13 protein-coding genes and 1 pseudogene are annotated in these 21,145 nt (G+C 70.7%); 2 read left to right on the top strand and 12 right to left on the bottom strand.

What is annotated here, in order from left to right:
• Positions 1-142: 142 nt before the first annotated feature.
• From ACIBEI_RS22440 to ACIBEI_RS22415, 6 genes are all read right to left on the bottom strand, one after another.
• A complete protein-coding gene (locus tag ACIBEI_RS22440) occupies positions 143-1,075 on the bottom strand; it encodes a RimK family alpha-L-glutamate ligase (protein WP_398891451.1) in 933 nt (310 codons plus the stop codon).
• Between the two features lie 278 nt (positions 1,076-1,353).
• The gene (gene asnB / locus ACIBEI_RS22435) at positions 1,354-3,183 is read right to left on the bottom strand and encodes an asparagine synthase (glutamine-hydrolyzing) (RefSeq protein WP_398891449.1); all 1,830 of its coding nucleotides are present in this window, start codon (positions 3,181-3,183) and stop codon (positions 1,354-1,356) included.
• Positions 3,180-10,256, bottom strand: coding sequence for an amino acid adenylation domain-containing protein (locus ACIBEI_RS22430; RefSeq protein ID WP_398891447.1), 7,077 nt, complete (start codon positions 10,254-10,256; stop codon positions 3,180-3,182). Before ACIBEI_RS22430 ends, asnB begins: the two co-directional genes overlap by 4 nt.
• Positions 10,253-10,936 carry a DUF6875 domain-containing protein gene (locus tag ACIBEI_RS22425; protein WP_398891445.1) on the bottom strand — a complete coding sequence of 228 codons (684 nt, stop codon included), beginning with the start codon at positions 10,934-10,936 and terminating at the stop codon, positions 10,253-10,255. Before ACIBEI_RS22425 ends, ACIBEI_RS22430 begins: the two co-directional genes overlap by 4 nt.
• A 123-nt stretch (positions 10,937-11,059) precedes the next feature.
• Positions 11,060-12,025 carry a TauD/TfdA dioxygenase family protein gene (locus tag ACIBEI_RS22420; protein WP_398891443.1) on the bottom strand — a complete coding sequence of 322 codons (966 nt, stop codon included), beginning with the start codon at positions 12,023-12,025 and terminating at the stop codon, positions 11,060-11,062.
• Positions 12,025-13,008, bottom strand: coding sequence for a TauD/TfdA dioxygenase family protein (locus ACIBEI_RS22415; protein ID WP_398891441.1), 984 nt, complete (start codon positions 13,006-13,008; stop codon positions 12,025-12,027). Before ACIBEI_RS22415 ends, ACIBEI_RS22420 begins: the two co-directional genes overlap by 1 nt.
• Before the next feature lie 383 nt (positions 13,009-13,391).
• Here ACIBEI_RS22415 and ACIBEI_RS22410 point away from each other — a divergent pair, with 383 nt between their 5' ends.
• Positions 13,392-14,687, top strand: a complete 1,296-nt coding sequence (locus ACIBEI_RS22410) for an XRE family transcriptional regulator (protein ID WP_398891439.1) — start codon at positions 13,392-13,394, stop codon at positions 14,685-14,687.
• Positions 14,688-14,697: 10 nt separating this feature from the next.
• On the opposite strand, the gene ACIBEI_RS22405 is transcribed toward ACIBEI_RS22410, so the two are convergent.
• The gene (locus tag ACIBEI_RS22405; RefSeq protein ID WP_398891437.1) at positions 14,698-15,279 is read right to left on the bottom strand and encodes an HAD family hydrolase; all 582 of its coding nucleotides are present in this window, start codon (positions 15,277-15,279) and stop codon (positions 14,698-14,700) included.
• A 150-nt stretch (positions 15,280-15,429) separates the two neighbouring features.
• Here ACIBEI_RS22405 and ACIBEI_RS22400 point away from each other — a divergent pair, with 150 nt between their 5' ends.
• On the top strand, positions 15,430-15,978 hold the full coding sequence (locus ACIBEI_RS22400) for a hypothetical protein (RefSeq protein WP_398891435.1): 549 nt from the start codon (positions 15,430-15,432) through the stop codon (positions 15,976-15,978).
• Positions 15,979-16,070: 92 nt separating this feature from the next.
• Here ACIBEI_RS22400 and ACIBEI_RS22395 read toward each other — a convergent pair whose 3' ends face one another.
• From ACIBEI_RS22395 to ACIBEI_RS22375, 5 genes and pseudogenes are all read right to left on the bottom strand, one after another.
• Complete coding sequence (locus ACIBEI_RS22395; protein WP_398891433.1) at positions 16,071-17,453, bottom strand: GDSL-type esterase/lipase family protein; 1,383 nt, start codon at positions 17,451-17,453, stop codon at positions 16,071-16,073.
• A gap of 370 nt (positions 17,454-17,823) precedes the next feature.
• Positions 17,824-17,997, bottom strand: a complete 174-nt coding sequence (locus ACIBEI_RS22390; RefSeq protein ID WP_398891431.1) for a hypothetical protein — start codon at positions 17,995-17,997, stop codon at positions 17,824-17,826.
• Between the two features lie 260 nt (positions 17,998-18,257).
• Positions 18,258-19,232 carry a transcriptional regulator gene (locus ACIBEI_RS22385; protein ID WP_398891429.1) on the bottom strand — a complete coding sequence of 325 codons (975 nt, stop codon included), beginning with the start codon at positions 19,230-19,232 and terminating at the stop codon, positions 18,258-18,260.
• Positions 19,233-19,852: 620 nt separating this feature from the next.
• A pseudogene (locus tag ACIBEI_RS22380) lies at positions 19,853-20,067 on the bottom strand (NAD(P)H-dependent glycerol-3-phosphate dehydrogenase); the annotation flags it as partial.
• 242 nt (positions 20,068-20,309) lie between these two features.
• Positions 20,310-21,041 carry a hypothetical protein gene (locus ACIBEI_RS22375; RefSeq protein WP_398891427.1) on the bottom strand — a complete coding sequence of 244 codons (732 nt, stop codon included), beginning with the start codon at positions 21,039-21,041 and terminating at the stop codon, positions 20,310-20,312.
• Between the last annotated feature and the right edge of the window lie 104 nt (positions 21,042-21,145).

Here is a 21,145-nt window from a genome sequence, read left to right as displayed (position 1 = left end):
CCCCGTGCGGTCGACTGGATGACCGTCGACGCGCTCGGGGCCGTGTGGTGTGACGGGACCGCGTGCAGGACCGCTTGGGTGGCGACGCGGGCGGCGGGTCCAGGCTCGGGCGGGTGATTTCCCCCTGCCGATGGGGCCGGGGTCAGTCCAGTTTGCTGCGCACCCAGGAGAAGAAGGCGTCCCCGACTTTGGGCTCTTGGTCGGGGAAGCTGCCGAATCCGGTACTCCATTCGTCAAGGACGGGCCCTGAATCGGTCAGCAGCCAGTCCACCGATAGGAACGACGCCCGAAGGCTCGTCGCGATTCTGAGGCACTGCTCTTCTACGTCCTGCCAGCCGCGCAGAACATTGCCGACCCCTCCCTGGCTGACGTTCGTCATGTAAGCGCCAGCTCCGGTGGCCCGGTGCAGTGCGGCGATGATTTCCCCCTCCAGCAGGTAGACGCGGATATCGGCCGTGTGAGGGAGGTAGGGCTGCACGAGGTATCCGGTACCAGCCTGGGCGACCATGTCGACGGCGGAGGAGAGCTGCGGGAAGGTGTCGATCTTCTGCACCGCGAACCCCATGCCCATTTCACGTGGCTTGAGGATGTAGGGACCCTGCCCCAGGAGGTCTTCGACGAGAGGCAGCACGGACCGGGCGTGGCGGCCGTACGGAACGGCGATGCTCTCAGGGGTGGGAACTCCGAGTATGGCGGCACGCTGGGCGATGGCGAGCTTGTCCGTCGCCAGGTAGTCGGGCCCGTCCATGGAGCGGTTCAAGAGGAGAGAGTCGCTCTCCTGAACGGTTCGGGATATCGCCTTGAGGAAATGCGATGCCTGGGGATCCCAGCTGAAATCGTCTACTTGGAAGCACTGTCTTGTACGCAGCAGGTCTTCGCCTTGGTACCAGAGTGTGGGGCGGCCGGCCGATGCCGGTACCAGCTCATGGACGGGGATGAGCCGCATGGTGAAGCCGGCACGCTCGGCGGCCCCGGCGAGGGTCGGCTTCTTCCTCGTGAGGATCTTGTCCGCGAGGCCGGGGAGGAAGTCGTCAGGCCGGTACACAAGGTTGACGGTACTTACCAGTTCAGACATGGCGCTCTCTGTAGGCATTCAGATCCGCTGTACGGGGATCTGTGGTGAGGTCTGATGATGGGCGCTGGCGTGGTGCAGACGGATGGTGTCGAGATCCGCCCTGCGTGTGCCGCGGTGCCCAGCCGGTAGCGGGTAGTGCGCCGGGGCGCCGTTTCGCAGATGGCCCCCTTGCCGGTCACGGCGGAAGTGCTCGACTGCCGGGCCGGGGCGACGATCCGCATGAGGGCCGGGCAAACGGATCGGACGTGATTCTCCTCGGCGGACTCGGTTGGGTGCTGTCAGGCGGGCGCCGGGGTGCGGGCGGTGGCGCGGAGCTTGTGATGCCAGCGCCAGAGCGTGAGCAGCGGCCACAACGTTTCCGGGCCGACGGACGCCGGGTCGGCGGGGATGGCGAACAGGCTGCTGACCAGCGGGTCGTTGCGGAGTTCGGCGTGATGTTCGGTGACCAGCGCGGCCAGTGCCGCCTGGACGGTGCGCATATTCGGAAAGGGGAAGACGGCCTTCGGCCGGCGCAGAAGCGCGGGGGGAAGGTGGCGGCGCATGGCTGCGGCGAGGTGCAGCTTGCCACGGCGTGCGGGCGCGTCAATGTGGGTGGCGAACGGCTGGGTGAAGGCCCATTCGACGAGCGGGTGGTCCAGGAACGGGAAGCGTGCTTCGACGCTGGCGCGCATGCCGAGGAAGTCCTCGAACTGCACGACGCGGGTGAGCTGGGTGGTGAACAGCAGGCGGTGGGCGCGTTCGACGGGATCGCCGGGCAGCGAGGCGTGAAGGTCGAGGACCTCCTGGTGGGCATGGTCACGAAGCGCGAGTGCGTCGCGGGACAGTCCGGGGATCTGGCGGGAGGCAGCCAGCGTGCGTGCGGTGTCGTACGCGGGGTGCTGGACGTCGACGAGGTGACGGATCGTTGCGGGGCGGCCGACGTAGCCGCCCATGATCTCGTCGGCGCCCTGGCCGTTGAGGACGACGCGCAGTCCGAGGTCGTGGACGGCGCGGTAGTTGCGCCAGATCGCCAGGTGCCGGGGGTCGTCGCCGACGGCGGCCAGGTCGCAGATCGCGTCCAGGTCCTCCAGGGTGGGCGTGATCGGCTGGGCGACGACATGGTGGAGGATCCGGCCGTTGAAATGGTCGGCGAGCAGACGGCTGTGACGCAGGTCGTCGTCGGCTTCCGGTGAGGGGGGTGTGGTGTAGGTGGTGGTGATGCAGGGCAGAGGGGCGTGCTGGGCCGCCAGGGCGGTGATGGCGGAGGAGTCCAGGCCGCCGCTGAGGAACGCGGCCACCGTCACGTCGCCCATCAGCATCCCGCTCACGCTCTCCTCCAGGAGCCGGCTGAACTCCCCTGCTCGGATAGCTCGGTTGGCGCTGGGCCGCCCGGCTGCGGGGGGGTGGTTTGGGTGGGGGAGGGTCCAGTAGGTGCGGGTGTGCGGCCGCGCCCCTGGTCGCAGGGTCATCACGGTGGCGGGTGGCAGTGCCAGGACCTGGTCGACGGGCGTACGGGTGGGGTCGGCGGGCAGGGTGGTGGAACACAGCAGCTGCCGGGTGAGGGTGTCCAGGTCCGGGCGGCGTGGAACGTGTCCGCTGGCCAGGAGGGCTTCGATCTCGGAGGCGAAGATCACGAATCCGTGACCGTGGTGGTAGTACAGCGGCTTGATGCCGATGCGGTCGCGCACCAGGGTCAACTGGCGGGTGCGGGCGTCGAAGGCGGCGAAGGCGTACATGCCGCGGAGCTTGTCGAGGGCGCCGTCACCCCAGTGTTGCCAGGCCCGCAATACCACCTCGGTGTCGGTGTGGGAGGTGAAGCGGTAGTGGGCGGCGAGTTCGGCGCGCAGTGCGGGGGCGTTGTAGACCTCGCCGTTGTAGACGATGGTCAGGTGGTCGCGGGTCATCGGCTGCGCGCCGGACTCGCCGAGGCCGGTGACGGCCAGCCGGCGGTGACCGAGGATCACGCCGTCGCCTTCCCATAGTCCCTCTCCGTGCGGGCCGCGGTGCGCGAGGGCCTGGGTCATCCGCTGCACCGCCACCGCCCCGGGGCGGGCCCCGGCCGGTGGGGGCGCGGTGAGGTGAAAGACGCCGGCGATGCCGCAGCCGGAAAACCTCAGTGGCCTGCTCATGACGGCCTGCGAACGCTGTCGCGGTACACGGCGGCCAGGTGGGCCAGGGCGTTGTCGCGGAGCATGGTGTGGTGGTCGCCGGGCACGACCGTGCGCGCGACGGTGCGGCCGTGATCCATCCATCCGTCGAGGTGGTGCCCGGCGGTCGCGTTGGGCTGGACCAGGTGCAGGCTCGCCACGGCGCCGTGCGGCGTCCAGGTGGTGAGGGCGTGGTGGTGGCGCAGCAGGACGGGGAGGCGCTGCATCGCGAAGGTGTCGGCGGGCTCGGCCAGGGCGAGACGGTCGGTGAGGATGGCGTACTGCGTCTGAGGGCCGGCGTCGGTGGTACCGGCGATGGCTGCCCGGATCTGCTCGATGTCGCGGTCGGGCAGCAGCGCGGCCACGTGCCCAACCAGCACCCCCGCCCCCGTCCTTCCGTTGGAGCCGGGACGGGGCGGGGGCGGGTCGAGCAGCACGAGCTTGTCGACCCGCTCGCCTGCGTCCTCCAGAGCGCGGGCCATGGCGAAGGCAACCGTGGCGCCGAAGGAGTAGCCGGTGAGCGTGTACGGTCCGGTCGGCTGCACGCGCCCCAGGCGCTCCAAGTACTGGGCAGCCAGGGCGTCGATGGTGGTGGCCGCGTCGGGGCGGGTGTCCGCGGGCAGGCCGTAGCAGTCCCACCCGGCCGTGTTGAGGACCGCAGCGAGCGGCCGGTAGCAGTCCACCCGGCCGTCGACGGGGTGCACCAGGAAGTGCGGGCGAGCCCCAGGGCGGGCCGGTGCGGGGGCGAGCGGTACCACTCGGGCGGCGTCCTCTACGGCGCCCAGCATCCTGGCGGCGGCCTGCTCGGCCGTGCCGGACGGAAGGAGATGCGGGTCAACGGAGAAGCGCACGCTCAGGACGCCGTCGGTGATGCGGGCGGTGACGTGCACAGCGGTGGGCAAGACGTTGCCCGCGCCGATCCCCTCGCCCGCTGGCAGGGGCGCTCCGCCGGTGAGACCGCCGGTTTCGGTGTGGCCGAGGTAGTTGAAGGTGACCTCCGGCATGACGGTCTCGGCCAGCAGCGTCCCGAGCGGTGAGGCGGGCGCGAGGAAGCGGGCAGCGGCAAATCCGGCGCCCTGGCGGGGCACCCTCTCCAGCTGCCGGGTGAACGCCAGTGCGGTGTCCACCAGCCCCCGCTCCAGGCGACCAGGGACCAGGTGCACGGGGTAGAGGCTGGTCAGCCAGCCCACGATCTGATCCCCGGCCGCGAGATCGTGACGGCCGTGGCCTTCAACGAACACGTACAGGCCGTCCCCGCCTAACAGCGGGGCCAGGGCCTGATGCAGGGCGGCCAGCAGCAGCCCCGGTACGGAGGCGCCGTCACGCTGGGCGGCGTCGAGGAGGTAGGCGGTGGCGTGGCCGGACAGGTGGCCGGTGTGGTGGTCGAGCTTGCCGTACGGGGCCCGCTCGCCCCCGCCGTCACACAGGCGCGGCGTGGGGGCGCCCGCCAGTTCCTCCCAGTAGGCGGCCTCGTCCGTCTGGGGCGGGCGGGCGACGAGGTCGTCGGTGATGCCCGGCGCGACGGGCAGAGCTCCGGGGCCGCGGCTGTAGGCGGTGCTGAGGTCGCGGGCTAGGACCTCCCAGGAGACCGCGTCCGCGATCAGGTGGTGGGCGACCAGGTGCAGCCTGCGGCGCCCGTGCGCGGGGTCGGTGAACAGCACGGCCCGCCACAGCGGCCCGTGAACGAGGTCGAAGCCATGGTGGGAGCGGTTGAGTATCTCCGCGTCGGGGCTGGGGGCGCCCGGTTGCACGAGGTGTTCCTCCAGTTCGACCGGGGCCGTCGACTCCTGCAGGACGGCGCTCCACGTGCCATCGGGGCGGCGGGCGAACCGGGTCCGGAAGGCGTCGTGGCGGGCTGTCACCGCGTCCAGCACGATCTGCAGGTCTTCCGGCCGTTTCGGCGCGTCGTCGGGGAGGGGGAAGAGGCGGGCTTGGTTGAAGTGGGTCGGTTCGGCGAAGGACTGTGCGAAGAACCAGGCCTGTGCCCCGGTCAGCGGCAGGACCGTCCCGCCCGGGCGGCGCTCCACTTCCCGACCGTGGGCGGGGGCGGCCTGGAGTCGGCCGGCCAGCGCTCGGGGTGTGGCGGACTGCAGAAGATCGGCGACCGACACTGGCAGGCCATGCTCTCGCAGGGCGGCGATGGCCCGGATGGCCATGAGCGAGTCCCCGCCGAGCGCGAACCAGTCCTCATTCAGCCCGAGGGTCTCGCGGCCGAGGATCCGGCTCCACACCGCGAGCACCGTGCGCTGTATGCCGCTGAGCCCTTCACCCTCCGCGCCATCCGCCTCCCTGCTGCCTTCCTGGTCTGGAGGTTGGGGGGCGGGAAGGGCGGTGCGGTCGACCTTGCCTGCCGCCGTCAGCGGCAGCGCCTCCAGGGCCACGATGTCGGCCGGCACCATGGCCGCGGGCAGCCGCTCGGCCACCCAGGCCCGAACCTCGGCTGCGAATCCGGGCGTGGCCGCCGGTGCGGCGAGATAGGCGATCAGTCGGCCTGCCGGATTCGCCGTGTGGTCGGCGATCACACAGGCATCGGTGACGGCCGGATGCGCGGCCAGGCAGCGCTGGACCTCGCCGAGCTCGATCCGGAACCCGCGGATCTTCACCTGGTCGTCCACGCGGCCCACGAGGTCGAACTGCCCGCCGGGCAGCAGGCGTCCGACATCGCCCGTCCGGTACAGCCGCACCCCGGCCAGCGGCCCGGCGTGCGGGATGACGAACTGCCGTACGGTCAGCTCCGGCCGGTCCAGGTATCCGGCCGCCACTCCGAGCCCGCCCACGCACAGCTCCCCGCGCGCGCCGACCGGTACCAGCCGAAGGTCTGGGTCGAGGACGTACAGCTGGTAGCCCGCCAGCGGCCGGCCGATCGTCACCCGACCGCCCTCCGCGAGCTGTTGGGGGGTGTGAAGGCGTGCGGCCGCGCACCACACGGTTGCCTCGGTGGGCCCGTACTCGTTGTCCAGGACCACGCCCGGCAGGCTGGTGGCGTGGGCCTTGACGAGTTCGCGGGTGCAGCGCTCCCCGCCGATCGCGACGGTGGCGAGCTCTGGGGTCCAGCCGTCGGGCAGGGCGGCCAGGAAGTGCCGGTAGAAGGAGGCCACGAAGTTGACGCGGGTGACGCCGTGCGTGTCGATCAGGCGGCGTACGACGGCGGGATCCCGGACATCGTCCTGCGCGTCGGGGAAGACCAGGGTGCCGCCCATCCACAGGGTCCAGAAGATCATCGAGGCGGCGACGTCGAACTGCAGCGGCAGCGTCACCAGCGTGCGCGCCGCTTCGGCGCCGGTGAAGGCGGTGCGCGCGGTGAGCGCGGTGACGGCGCCCGCGTGTGTGGCGACGACGGCCTTCGGGCGGCCGGTCGAGCCGGAGGTGTACACCAGGTAGGCCGTGTCGCTGGCCTGCACTGCGGGGCGGCGCAGTCCTACGTGCGCGGGCGTGCCGGGATCCTGTCCGGCCACCACCAGGGGGCTCCCGGGGGCGAGTTCGCGGACGCGGGGGGCGGTGCGGGGCGTGCAGATGACGGCCGTCGGCTGGGCGTCGGCGAGGATCGCGGCGGCCCGCTCCGCCGGCTCGTGCGGATCGAGGCAGACGTAGGCGGCGCCGCGCCGCAGGATGGCCAGGAGGGCTGTGACGTGCTCCGGGCCGGGCCCGCAGGCCACCGCGACGCGGCCGCCGGGGCCCACTCCCAGGGCGTCAAGCTGGGCTTCGATCGTGGTCGCGGCGTGGTCGAGGTCGGCGTAGGTGAGCGTGCGGCCGGACTGGACCACGGCCACCGCCTGCGGACACTGCTTGATGCGCGCGCCGACCCCTTCGTGCAGCGTCGCCGGGGCCGAGGCGGTGGCGGGCCCGGCAGCCAGGTCGAGGATGCGGGCCGTCTGTATGGGATCGAGCGCCTCCAGCGTGGTGGCCGGCTGCTGCCACGCCTGCGGGTCGGTGAGGGTGTGCACGATGCGGACGAAGGAGTCCAGCAGGTGCTGGGCGGTCTGTGGGTCGAACAGGTCCCGGTTGTACTCCCACAGCACCTCCACCCCGTCATGCCCGGCTGCCGAGCCGGGGGCGGGAGGGCGGGGGACGCAGACGACGTTGATGTCGTTCTTCGCCGACCCGTTGTGGTCGATGTGCAGTCTCCCGCGCACCCCGGCCGCGTCGAAGGCGGGGCGGGGGCTGTCGTGGAAGGCGAACATGACCTGGAACAGCGGGTTGTGTGCCGGATCCCGGCGGATACCGAGGTCCTTGATGATCTCGGGAAGCGGGAACTCCTGGTGGTCCTGCGCGCCGAGCAGGACGTCCATCGCGTGCGTGGCCGCCACCGCGACGGTGTCGCCCTCCCGGATCTGCAGCCGCAGCGGCAGGGCGTTGACGAACATGCCCAGGAGATGTTCGGTGTGCTTCTCGCGCCGGTTGGCCAGCGCCGAGCCGATCACCAGGTCGCTCGCACCGGTGTGGGAGCGCACCAGCAGCGTGAACGCGGTCAGGAACGCCGCGAACCGGGTCACGCCGTGCTGGGCGGCGAGCGCGTCGACGGCGTCGACCGTCGCGGCCGGGGCGTCGGCGCGCAGGCAGGCGCCGTTGAAGGTCTGCCGGGCAGGACGCGGGAAGTCCTCCGCGAACGTCACCCCCTGTTCCGGGGCGCCCTGGAGCATGCGCCGCCAGTAGGAGCGCTGGCGCGTGTAGTCCGCCGTCTGTGTCCAGGCGTGCTGCCAGGCGGCGAAGTCGCGGTACTGCACCGGCAGAGCGGGCAGTTGGGGTGGCCGGCCCGTGGCGTAGGCGGCGTAGGCGTCACGGATTTCGCCCAGCAGCCGCACCGCCGACCAGCCGTCGTGCACGAAGTGGTGCTCGGCCTGGAACAGCGTCCACCGCTCGGGGCCGAGGCGGTACAACGTCCAGCGCACCAGCGGCAGTCGGCCGACGTCGAAGATCTGCTGGCTGTTGTCCGTGACGTGCCGCGCGAGGGCCCCTTCGCGGTCCTCCTCGGGAAGGCCTGTGAAGTCGACTGTCTCCAGGGGCACCTGCCAGGGCTCGTGGACGGTCTGCGCGGGGCCCGCCGGGCGGTCGTGGAACGTGGTGCGCAGGATCTCGTGCCGGGCCACGATCAGCGACAGCGCCGCCTCGAGCGCCGCAGCGTCGAGCGGGCCGTGAAGGTGCAGGGAGCACTGGGTGTTGTAGGCCAGGGAGGTGGGGGCGAGCTGGCCCAGGAACCAGATCTGCCGCTGCTGGGCGCTCAGCGGGGTGCCATCGGGGTCGTGGGGGGCGGGAACGAGCGGGGGCCGGTCGGTGGGCCGTGCGCTTCGCACCTGGTCGGCGATCTGCCGGATCGTGGGCTGGGCAAACAGCGTGCTGACGGGGACGTCGACGCCGAACTCGGCGGTGATGAGGGCGGCGAGACGGATCAGGGCCAGGGAGCTGGCCCCCAGCCGGCGCAGGTCGCAGGTCATCGCCGGCACGTCACCGAGGAGGCTGGCCGCAGCTGAGGTCAGCACGCGCTCCACGTCGTCCGCCGGTCCGTCACCGTCGCTCCCGGAACCTGTCGGAGCGGAAGGGGCGGGCAGGGCGTGTTCGTCGATTTTCCCGGCCGCGGTGCGCGGCAGTTCCTCCAGCACCACCCACACGCCGGGCACCAACGCGGCCGGCAGCCGCTCGGCGGCGAAAGCGGCCACCTCCGTGGCCTCTGGCGGCGGGCCGTCGGCGCGCGCCGTAAGATAGGCCGCCAGGACCGTGCCCGACGCAGGATCGCGGCGGGCGGTCACATGGGCGAGGCCCACGTGTGGGTGGGCCATGAGGACGGACTCGACGTGAGCCGGTTCGATCCGCTGCCCCTGGATCTTGAGCTGCCGGTCGGCGCGCCCGGCGAAAACGAACTCGCCGCCATCTGCCGTGAGTTCGGCCAGGTCGCCGGTACGGTAAGCGCGCGTGCCGTCGGCGAGCGTGACGAACCGCTCGGCGGTGAGCTCGGGCTGTCCGAGGTAGCCGATCGCCAGCTGCGCGCCGGTGATGTACAGCTCGCCGTGTCGGCCGGAGCCCGTGACCGGCCGGCCGTCGTCGTCCAAGAGTCGGTAGCCGGTGCCCTCGACCGGGCGGCCGATCGTCAGCGGCGCGCGTCGGCCCGTGCCGTCCCACACACAGGTGCCGCTGCTCCACACCGCTGTCTCGGTGGGACCGTACTCGTTGTGCAGTTCCACCCCCGGCAGCAGCCCGGTATGCCGGTCGATCACGCTCTCGCCCCAGCGCTCGCTGCCGATCATCACTCTGCGCAGCCGGGGCGGCGGGCCTACTGCGTCGAGGCAGTCCAGGAGGACCGGATACAGGGAGGAGAGGTAGACCAGGTCGGTGATCTCCTCGTTGTGCAGCAGCCGGGCGGTGGCGGGCACCTCCCGCAGCCCGGCCGGGACGATGACCAGGGTGGCGCCGGACAGCAGCGCCCAGAACAGGGTCCCGGTGTATACGTCGACGGCCGGGGAGTGCAGCAGCGGCACCCGCTCCGGGGTACCGTAGGCGTCGATGCGGGCAGCGGTGGAGTGCAGCAGGGCCGTGTGCGGCAGCAGCACGCCCTTGGGACGGCCGGTGGAGCCCGAGGTGAACACGGCGTACGCCGGATCCTGGGCCTTCGCGGCCATCCCGTACTGGGGGATGGTGCCGTCGCGGCTGCGGGCGGCCAGCTCGTCGATGTCCAGGACGGCCGCGCCCGGGGAGCTGATCTGCCGGCCGCGGGTGATCACGGTGTGAGGGCGGGCGTCGGCGAGGACGTCGGCCAGGTAGCCGTCGGGTGCGGCCGGATCCAGCGGAAGGTAGGCGCGGCCTGCGGCGAGTGCGGCAAGGACAGCGCAGACGGCGTCCGTGCCCGGCTCCAGGACCACCGCGACCAGGCCGCCGCGGGCGGGCACTGGGGCAATGGAGGCCAGGCCCACGGTGATCTCCTCGGTCCTGCGGGCGAGTTGGCGGTAGGTCACCGACTGTCCCCGGTCGCGGATCGCCACCCGGTCCGGGTGGCGGCGGCAGACCTGCTCGAACGCGGCCGTCAGGTTCGGCGCCTGCCGCACGGTGGTCGCGCTGATGGTCACGGGGCTGCCTCCGAGGCGGCGATGGATGCATGGATGCGTTCGCGCTCGGCGGCCGGGAGCTGGTCGCCGAGGTGGTCCAGCAGGTGCTTGAGGTACTGGACCCGCTGATCGGGTGGGGTGTCGGGGCGGTCCAGGAACAGCACGTCGTGCCGGGTCAGGGCCCGCACGGCGAGCATCGGCACCGGGCAGCGCATCACCTCAAGAGCCGGATTGCGCACGCTGGTCACGGTGCTCAGGGGGTGGAACTCGCCGATCATCAGGCCGCTCGCCACGAAGTCCATCCGGAGACGGGCGTGCCCGACGTCGATGAACTCCGGCGCGGCTTCGGACGGAAGGCCGGGAAAGAAGGCCAGGAGCGCACCGACCCGGAAAGCCTCCGGGTCGGTGAACAGCTCCTGGTACAGGCCGACCAGGGCCTGGCCCTTGAACACCGCCTCGTCCACCGACCCCGTATCGGTGCGCATGGCGACCAGGTGGACGAGGTTGCGGCGCAGCGCCGGAGCGAGACGCGGGCACACCGCGCCGGGCCGGCCGAGTTCACGGTGGGGCTGGGTGACGAACTCGTCCAGCCAGGCCATCGCCTGGCCGTACGCCGGGTAACGGTCGAACAGCGCCGGTGCGCCTTCGGTGTCGGTCAGGGATCCGGGCTCGAACGGGTAGCCCACAGGGTGCGGGCACACGGCAACTCACCTCTCAAGACAGGGCAGGCAGGCGTGGTGGGGCCGGGCCGCCCTCTGGGATGGGGCGGCCCGGCGTTGCGAGGTCCTCCGGTGCGGTGGCATCTGGCGTGTCACCGGGGCAGGTCAGGCCGGGCAGGCGGCGAGCTCCCGGCCGGTGGTCTGCGTGGAGGTGAAGCCGTCCGGGCCGACCGGCCGGTCGCCCAGCAGCGTGACCCGGTGCATCACCCGCGCCTCGCCGGTGTGCGCGTAGTCGCCGAGCCCGATGTGGGCGGTGGAGCGGTTGTCCCAGAACGCGACGCTGCCCGGCTCCCAGCTGAAGCGCACTGTGTACTCGGGCCGGGTGACTTCCCGGAATAGCAGCTCCAGCACGTGCCGGCTCTCCACCGGGCTCAGATCGATGATCCGGCGCACTCGGGCGGGGTTGACGAACAGTGCCTTGCGTCCGGTCTCGGGATGCACCCGCACCACCGGGTGGACGGCCACCAGCGCATCACTGTTGACCCGGTCCAGGATCGGACCGTCGATCTCGTCGTAGGGGCTCATGTCGTACGCGGCGAAGAAGGTGTGCTCCGCGCGCAGGCCGTCGACGAACCGCTGCAGGGTCGGCGGCAGGCCTTCGTAGGCGGCCTCCAGGTTGGTCCACTGGGTGTCGCCGCCGTGCGAGGGCACCGTCTCGGCGCGCAGCACGGAGCCCGCTGGCGGGTTGACCGCGTGGGACATGTCGGTGTGCCAGGCACCGATGCCGTGATGCAGGCGGGAACGGTAGTGCTCCTCGTAGTCGAGCCCCAAGGCGTCGATGTCGATCTGCGGTGAGATCGTCAGGATCTGCGGGAAGTTGTCGAGCGCGCCGCCGCTCTGCGGCCGGGATCGCCCGGTCAGCTCCCCGAACCGGGAGGTGAAGGCCACCTGAGCTGCGTGGTCGAGGCGCTCCTGGCCGCGGAAGAAGAGGACCTTGTGCTCCAGCAGCGCTGCCCGGATGGCGGCGACGACCGGCTCCGGCATCGGGGCGGCCAGGTCCACGCCGCTGACGAGGGCGCCGATGTGTCCGGCTACCTGGGCAACCGTGAGTGTTTCGGTGGTGGTGGTCATCAGAGGGCTCCCTCGCGGACGGGCAGGGCGGCGAACGGCTGTCCGGCGATGGCGCGGGACGGCTCGCCGTCGGGGCCGACCGGAATGTCGCCCAGCAGCGTGACCCGGTAGAGCGTGCGCTGCTGTCCGGCCGGCCCCGCATCCGCCGGGCCCAGGTGCGCGGTGCTGCGGTTGTCCCAGAACGCGACGTCGCCCGGCGACCACCGCCAGCGGACCGTGAATTCCGGCCGGGTGATCTGCTCGAAGAACAGCGCCAGCAGGGCGCGGCTCTGGGCCGGGGTGAAGCCGGAGATCCGGTTGGTGGAGGCGGGGTTGACGAACAGCGACCGGCGGCCGGTCTCCGGGTGCGCCCGCACCAGCGGGTGCTCGGACACCAGCGGGTGTTCCTGGGCCAGCTTCAGCACGTCGGCGTCCAGCAGGTCGTGCAGCAGCATCTGGCAGCCGGCGAAGAACGCGTGCTCCGCGCGCAGCCCGTCGGCCAGCGTCCGCAGGGGATCCGACAGGTGCGCGTAGGCGGCCTCCAGATTCGTCCACTGCGTGTCTCCACCGAACGACGTGACGGCCTCCGCCCGCAGGATCGACGCGGCCGGCGGGTTCACCGCCGGGGTCAGGTCGGTGTGCCAGCCCGCGGTGTAGTCCAGCCACCGCTGCCGGTAGTGCTCCTCGAAATCGACTCCGTAGCGCGGATCGACCGCGGCGGTGTCGATTTCGAGGATCTCCGGGAAGCCTTCCGGGGCGGCGCCTGCGTGCGGGGCCGGGCGGCGGGTCAGTTCCCCGAACTGGCGGGCGAGTGCCACGTGTTCGGCGTGCCCGAACCGCTGGCTGGGGAAGAACACCACCTTGTGTTGGAGGACCGCCGCCCAAATCTCGCGGCGGACAGGCTCGTCCAGGACCTGCGACAGGTCGACACCGGTGATCTTCGCACCGATGTGACCGGCTAGCGGCTTAACGGTCAGCGTGGTCAGCGTGCCAGGAGGATGCACCTCGTGACCCTTTCGAGAAGTCAGGGCCCCATCGCGCCGCTCTACCCGTGCGCGAAGACGGGCCGAAGGGGGCTGGAACCAGGAGAGGTCTGCTCGGGCCCCGGAAGCACATCGCACACGGCTGTAGCGGATCCAGATGCAGAGCTGTCGCGGTCCGTCGCGGAATGCGCGCGACAGTTCGTCGCGCACCCGTCGCGCGCTGTCGCGAATCAACTCTTCGTGGCCACACGGGAGTTCGAGCCCGCTACGGTGTGTGCCACCACCGCTGCGCCATCCGCACCGGAGAGGAACCTGAGGTGACCCATCCTCGGCGGCGCCGACCGAAGTCCCCCAACGCAGCCTTACAAGGCTGGATCAGCCGGTCCGGAAGGAGCCTCGGCGAGTTGGCTCTCGAGATGAAGAACGACCTGTTGATCAAGGGCTGCATCGGCATCAGTCCGCCGCACCGCACCCGCATCGGCCACTGGGCCCGCGACGGCGAGATGCCCCGAGACCCCCGGCTGCCGGAGGCCCTCGCCTACACCCTCACCCGCCTGTGCGGCCTCTCCCAGGCTCTGACCCCTGCGGATCTGGGTATGGACCCCAACGCGGCATCAGACCGCAGTCCCGACCATCCCGCGTCGCCTGCCGCGACGCCCGGCGAAGCAGGTGATGATCCCACGAAGCGACGCACCGCCCTTGCGCTGATCGGTGGCACAGCTCTGGCCCCGCTCATGACGCCAGGAGCCGCCAGCGCCGACACCGCCCGCGCCTACGCCCACCATGCCACCCTCACTCAGCTCGACCCCGCCGACCTCACGAAACTCGAGACGACCGTCGACCGCTTAGGCACCACGTACTCCTCCAAACCGCCGCGCGAACTGTGGCCCACAGCCGCACGCCAGCGCCACCGCGTCTTCACCCTCCAGCACGAACGCCGGCACACCCTGCGCGAAGCCCGCGAACTCGCCCGCCACGCCGGCATGCTCTCGGTCATCCTCGCCTGGATCGCCCACGACCTCGGCGAAGGCGACCTCGTCCAGGCCTACTGCGACGACGCCTGGACACAGAGCGAACAAGCCGACCACCCCGAAGTCGGCGCCTGGGCCGAAGACGTCCGCAGCACCCACGCCCTCTACGCCAACCGGCCCCTGGACGCGCTGGTCGCGGCGACCCGCGGCATGGCCGTAGCCCCCCGCGACGGCAACGCCGCCGTCCGCCTGTCCGCCCAAGTCGCCCGCGCCTACGCCCGGCTCGGCAAGGCCGCCGAGTTTGAAGAAGCAGCCGTCCGCGCACACAGGTACCAGGAGCGGCTGCCCCTCCACGCTGCGGGACTGTTCGCCGTCGACGCGGTGCGCATCACGTCCTACGACGCCTCCAGTCACGTCTGGCTCGGACACGCCGACCGGGCACGCGCCGCCGCCGAAGAAGCCATCGGCCACTACCGCGCCTTCCCCGGCCCCTTCCAAGCCCCGACGAGACTGGCGATCGCCCAACTCGACCTGGCACAGGCACACTCGGCGCTTGGTGAACCGGACGCCGCCATCGCCACAGCCCGCCAAGCCCTCACCAGCAGCCGCCTCGTCGACTCCATCCGCGGCCGCGCCCAGCAACTCGACCGCACCCTCCAGCGGCGCTACCCCGAGGACTCCGCCGTCGCCGAGTTCGGGGAGGAACTGCACGTTCTCCTCGCGGCCTGAGACGATCCGATCACCAACTGGATGTCACGTACGGGCGCACGTCGACGGCGTCCATGCCAGCCGCCCGCGCTGCCGCCAGCCCCTCCTCCGCGTCCTCGACCACCAGACAGCGCTGCGGCGGCACCCGAAGCCGCCGCGCCGCCTCCAGGAACAGATCCGGAGCCGGTTTGCCGCGGTCCGCGTCCTCCCGGGTCACCACTGTGTCAAACAGGTGTGCCAGCCCCGTGGCCTTGATGCCGGCCCGGACAACGGCACCCCCTCCGCCGGACGCCACCGCGCAGGCCAGGCCACGCGCACGCGCGTCCTCCACCCACCCGACGACGATCTCGAACGGTCTCAGCGACGGCAGATCGCGGATGATCAGCTCGCCGCAGCGGTCGAGAAGGTCCGCCAGCGGCACCGAGACGCCCAGGTCCTCCAGGAGTCCGTCCACCGAAGTCCCAAGCCGCTCGCGGTACCAGTCTTCTCGTAAGTCGACAGCGTGCGCCTTGAGCGCCTCTGCCAGGCTGCGGTAGTTGATGGGCTGGGAGTCGACCATGGTGCCGTCCCAATCCATGATCAACGCCTCGTACCCGTCGAGATTCAGATCCATGAGCGAACACCTTCCCGCGGGCAGGCCGAGCGACCCACGACTATGCGATGCCCAACCGGCGTGCGGGGCTGGATATAGAGCCATTCTGATCAACGTGCAACACCGGACACCGTAGAGTGCAGACAGCCAACTGCCGTGAGATGGGGGCCAATGGCCGAACAAGCAGACCAGCCGCTTTCGCCCGACAGCACCTCGCGGCTTGACCGCATGTGGGTCGGCCTGGACCTGCGCGAGGCCCTGGTGTCCGATGGAGGGAATGTCGTCTGTGTGTTCGATGAACACATGCGGCTCCCTGCCCCTGTGTTGCGTCGCCCACCCAGCTCGAGGACGAGGATTGACATCACAGGCCTGGAACGGGCCGCCGTCCTGGCTGTGCTGTACAACCACACGAAGCCGTCCGGACAGGGTGGGGGGTCCGTGCCATTCGCGCAGCAGCCCCTCACAACCGAGGATGCTCAGGGCTTCATCGACGTAGCGCAGCAGCGGGATGTTGGTGACTTGCCGAACCGGGACACTATGTACCTGGAATCCGACGGCAGTCTGTCCATCGGATACTTGTGGGGGCATTCGCTCAAGCTGATCTTCGACGGCGATGTTGTCGATGTAACCGTCTACGACATCGACAATGGGGCACTTCTCGGGGCGGAAGCCATCGCACACCTACGGGCCACCGGATCGACAGTTCCAGCGGCGGGGTGACCGCAGTCGACGCATGCCCCGAGCGTCGGCGGTGAGCGCCTGTATGTGCGTGCGGCCCGCGCTCGCCGACCAGCGCGGGCACCCCCGGGGGCTCAGGATGCGGCGGGCCGGTAGCGGGCGAACAGCGGGCCGTACACGGTCAGCGCGCGGTCGCGCTCCAGGAGGGGATAGTCCAGGAGCTTCTCGACGATGCGATGCTCGGCGAGGAGGCGCTCGGTGTGCTGGAGCAGCACGGTGTCGCCGAGTTCGGTGAGGTGGACGCCGTCGCTCCACACTCCGCCCGTCGTGTCGTCGGCGGGCAGCTGGCGGGCGACGGCGGTGAACGGGGTCCACACGTCCAGGAACAGAGCGCCGTGCGCGGCGGCGGCCTTACGGGCGGCCTCGTTGTAGCTTGCGAGCTCGGTGTTCATGGCAGCGACGGTTGCGGGGTTCTCGATCGGCCCGAACGGGGTTTCGCTGATGACGACGGCCTGGCGGGAGTAGCCGGTTAGTTGCTCCAGCATGGTGTTGATGCGCTGGGTGTACTCCTCGATGAGGACTGCCTCGGTCAGGCGGTTTTGGAAGCGGCGCCAGACGTCGTTGATGCCGCAGCCGAGGAACACCAGGTCGTAGTCGACGCCGGAGGTCGCCCGGTCGGCTTCCACGAGGGAGGCGATGTCCCGGCTCGTGGCACCGCCCTCGCCGTGGTTGCGGATGTCGAAGCCGACGTGGGCGTGGGCGGCGCGCAGCGAGAGCGCCAAGCGGTGTACCCAGCCGCGCTGGTGCCAGCCCTCGACGGTGACCTTGGAGCCGACCTCGGGCAGGTTGGCCTGGGTGGCCATCTGGGCGTTGAACGCTTCGAGGTGTTCCATGATGCTCGTCCCGAAGAACCCCACAGTCAGGGTGCGCCGGTCATCGCCCGCGACGGAGGCGCCGTCGAAGTGGCGGCGCACTGCGGCCGGGACGCTGGCGGCGCCCGTGTCGGGGGCGATGCTGTGGGAGACGACCGCGTTGGCCCCGACCAGGACGTTCGCCCCGATGCGGACGCCGGCGGTGACCGTGACCTTGTTCAACAGGGTTGCGCCCGGCTCGATGATGATCGGCGCAGCCTCGAAGCCGGACGTCCACGGCACGAGTTGCCCGGTGGGTACGCTCGCGGCGGAGCGCACGCGGTGGCTGTGGTCGCGCAGATCGACCCCGTTCGACAGGGCCGCGCCGTCGCCGAGGCTGATGCCGGCCATGGCGGAGATGAAGGTGTGCTCCCCAATGGCGACGTCGTTGCCGATGATGACGGTGGCGCCGCGGTGGACCTGGATAGAGGACCCGCGCCGGATGCAGACCCGGTCGCCGGTCGTCAGGTGAGCGCCGGTGTCGAGCTCGATCACGAGGTCGTCGGGCAAATCGCAGTCCTCCCCGAGGGTGAGCGCCGCGCCGTGCTGGGCGCGCAGCCGGTCAGCTACCGGCACGTCAGAAGGGGCAGGGGTGGTGCTGGTCATCGCGAATCGGTCCTGTTCGCTCGCTGCGGACGACGGCCACGGGCCGCACCTCAACCTAGCGCCGGTGAACGGGTAGTGTCGGACAGCCAGCTCGGCTAGTCCCTGCGGAAGAGGAGCGGACCTATGGCGAACGCGGCCAGGGAGCTCGCAGCGAAGGCAGCGACCTCGTAACGGGGCGCACGATCGGCTTGGCTTCGTTGTGGAGTCGCGCTCGCCGAGGCGTCGTCGCGGACGATGGTCTGCGGGCGCAGCGTGCCGTCGGTGTGGACGGCAGCCGGATCACCGCGTCAGCCGCCCTGACCACCTGCCGGGAGACGAGGACCGAGGCGAGGACCGCTACGGCTTCCGGATCCGGCTCGGGCCAGCGACGTCACGGGACCGGGCGTACGGGGCGTAGGGCGGACATACGCATGCAGCCGGTGTCCACGCGGAAGCTGAACCGCTCGTACAGCGCCGCCGACTCGCCGACCGCATAGACCTCAAACAGCGTGCGCCCCGGCACCGCGGAACCAGCCGAGCAGGACGTCGAGAGTGGCCGTGGCATAGCCGCGGCGCTGGTGGGGGAACAGTGGCTACGGCAGGGATCTGGGCGGCGAGTCCCTTCGGGTACGTCGGGGCGTTGACGAACCGGTCTCGGACGGCCAGGGCCCGTTGCGCGAACATCGGGCCCAGGAAGGACCGGAGCGAGATCTGCTGCGAGCCGATCCTCGTGCTCGGCGTCCACCGGGCTGCGCAGCCGGACGAGCTCGTGGGCGTCGTCGGCCACCGCCCGGTGCACGGCCTGAGGTAAACCCGGGCTGTCGATCACGCGGGCGTCGCCCCCGTCCTGACTGCGAAGTCGCGCAGCCCGACCAGGTTGGGACGGTGCGTGAGGATCTCGCTGGTCAGGAGGCGCAGCGACGGGCGACGCGCTTCTTCGGGCGCAGCCGACTCGACCGCCAGGAGCTCCGTGAATGCCTGCTCGTAGTCTCCGAGGGCGAGCAGGGCGCGGGCGGTGTCCGTGCCCAGCCGGGCCCGGCGCTCGCCTGCCGGCAGCGCCCGGGGATCGATCTGGCGCGCGATCCGTACGGCGACGGCGTCCTGCCCGAGGAGGTGATGGACCCCCACCTGGTAGAGGTGAATTTGATGCGCTGACAGCTCGCCCGTGTACGGCCGCCGCTCCCTCGCGAGACGGGCTGCCGCATCCTTCGCGATATCCACCAGAGACAGTGCGGTCGTCTCCCGGCCGGCGAGGGCGGCACAGTATGAGGCCGTGAGCGCGAGTGCCCCGGCGGCGCCCACGTGCGCTGGCTCGGCCTGGCTGGACTCGGCATCCAGTTGCCCGAGGGTGTCCCGAAGCAACTGCACCGCGTCCTCGGACCGCCCCTGCCGCCGCAACGGGGTCGCGCAGATACGGGTGGCCTCGGCCAGCACCGTCGCCTTCCCGGATACCTCGGCGGCGGACACGGCGGCACGCGCATGGGCCCATGCCGCCTGGCTGTCGCCGTTCTTGACGCCGAGTTCGCTGGCCAACATGTGAACCTGCGCGAGGACGCCGCTCGCGGCCCGCCCGGGGGCGCCGGTCAGCAACTGCCGCACGGCCAGCGCATCCCGCCGCAGCGCCGGAAGACGCTCGGTGAGATCCGCGTACCGGGCCGCGCGAAAGGCGGACCGACCTCGCGCAACCCGGCGCCGGAGCTGAGTCAGGTCCGGCGCCGACGCGGCGGCCGCGGTGTCGGACAGAAGCAGCGCGGTGCCGAGTCCCACCCCGATGGACAGCAGATGGCGACGGTCAGTCAAGGCGCACTCCTGTGATCCCGACCCGATGTAACGAGTTGCGTGACGGCTACTCACAGTAGAAGAGGCCGAGGAGCTAGGGAAGGATGCCTCGGTGAGTGGGCTGCCGAGGAACCGCAGCGGTCAGCGGTTGCCAGCGCTGTTGGTCCGGGGACCAGAGCGGTTCGGTCGGCGTTCGGGACCCTACGCCGGTCGCGTGGGCCGTTGAACACGTCCCGGAGCAGGGGAGCGGGGGCGGTGCTGAGCGTCTCGAAAACCTCGAGGAAGAGATCGTCCCCTTCTGGGCGCCGTCCTTGCTCGCCTCGGCGAACGCGGCCACCATCGCCTTCGTGCCCTGACCGCCGTCGTTGGGGTCACCGGGGCCGAATTCGCCTCGGTGCGCGTCGAACCACTCGGCGGCCCACAGGGCGGCGTGTCTACCCGGCGGAGGACCGCCACCGCGCTGATGTACGGATGGTCGTTCCGCAGGCTCCCGTTGCGCCCGGCGACCGCGCGGAACTCGCCGAGTGCGCCGTCGGGCTCCACCGGGGCTTGCAGGGTGAGGCCGCCGTACATGGCCGAGAGGACCAGGTACGGCGAGTCGAAGGGGATCGGCTGCCCGCCGGGGTTGTCCAGCACGACTAGATGGACACGATGGTCTCGGTGATGGGCATGTCCACCCCGTGGCGGCGCGCGAGGGCGAGCACGGACTCACAGGATGTGACCCCTTCCGCGGTCTGCCGGGTCTCGGCAGTCGTCTGAGCCAGCGTCATACCGCGCCCGAGGCAGGCGCTGAGAAGTGGTTACGAGACAGCGGCGAGGAACACGTGGCGACGAGATCACCGAGGCTGGCCCGGCCCCAAACCCCCTCGTGAACTCTGCCGTGGCCGCACGCCTGGGCCTCCTGCTGTACCTTCGTGGTCCCGAAAACCAGAGGCTCGTCGCTGCCCAGATCCGGCAGGGAACCTCGCTCACGATGCCGGCGGAGAGGCGGCGGCTCTCGCACGGCGAGCTCGTGACCGTGGGCGTCGGGAGCATGGGCGCTTACGGGGCTGCGGTCACCCCTCTCATCGAGCGCGGCGCGCTCGGGACCCGGGACCGTCAGAGCAGGTGATGAACCGGGCGCGGCTTGAGCGCGAGCCGTCGCATCACCTTGGCCTGGGCGACCTCCGCCTTGACCTCTTTCAGCCTCCGCCGATCCTCGATCAGCATGCTCCAGGTGTTGAACAGCGCGCGCAGCATGGCAGTCAAACTCTCGTGGCCGACCTGCATGTACTCGGCTGGAAAGGTCCCGTACGGAATCTCGTGCTCACGGTCGTAGTTGTTCCAGCCCAGTACCGGCACCAGCTTCCGCTGCTCGCCTTCGATACAAGCCCAGAACGCCACCCACGTACCTTCACGGCCTTCGGTGGGACCCCAGTGCGCCGCAACCACAGGGGTGCCTACTCCCGTGCGGGCGATGGGCCGGGACCAGGTCACATACCCCGATTCGGCTGGCAGTTGATCAGGGCTCAGGTCACGGCGGGCGAAGAACTCCGTACAGGCGATCTCACTCCGGTGTGGCGAGAGGTGGAACAGGTCTGCATGCGCCACGCGTTCGGCCTCTGCAGCCGCGAGGTGAGCGGCCTTGTCTGCAAGAGACTCCAGGAGATCGGCGCCTGCAGACTGCCGAAATGCGCTGGCCCCGCTAATGGCCATGACATCCGCCCAGTTCTCGGCCGCGTTGGTGATGAGAAATTCATAGGAAGTCATCCAGGTTTCGCGGCACCACTTCGGCGAAGTGACGTCGCGCAGGATGATCCGGTCCTGGCCGACAGAAATGAGCGGATTCACGCTGCGAGCCTAGTGTTGCGTGTTTGAAGTAGCTTTACGTCTGTGCTTTCGGGACAATGGGGCTGTGTATCTGGCCGCTGCGTTGCAGCTCCGCGAGGGTGACA

Source organism: Streptomyces sp. NPDC050988 (assembly GCF_044456225.1).
Lineage (GTDB): Bacteria > Actinomycetota > Actinomycetes > Streptomycetales > Streptomycetaceae > Streptomyces.
This window is presented reverse-complemented; position numbering and strand designations above follow the sequence as displayed.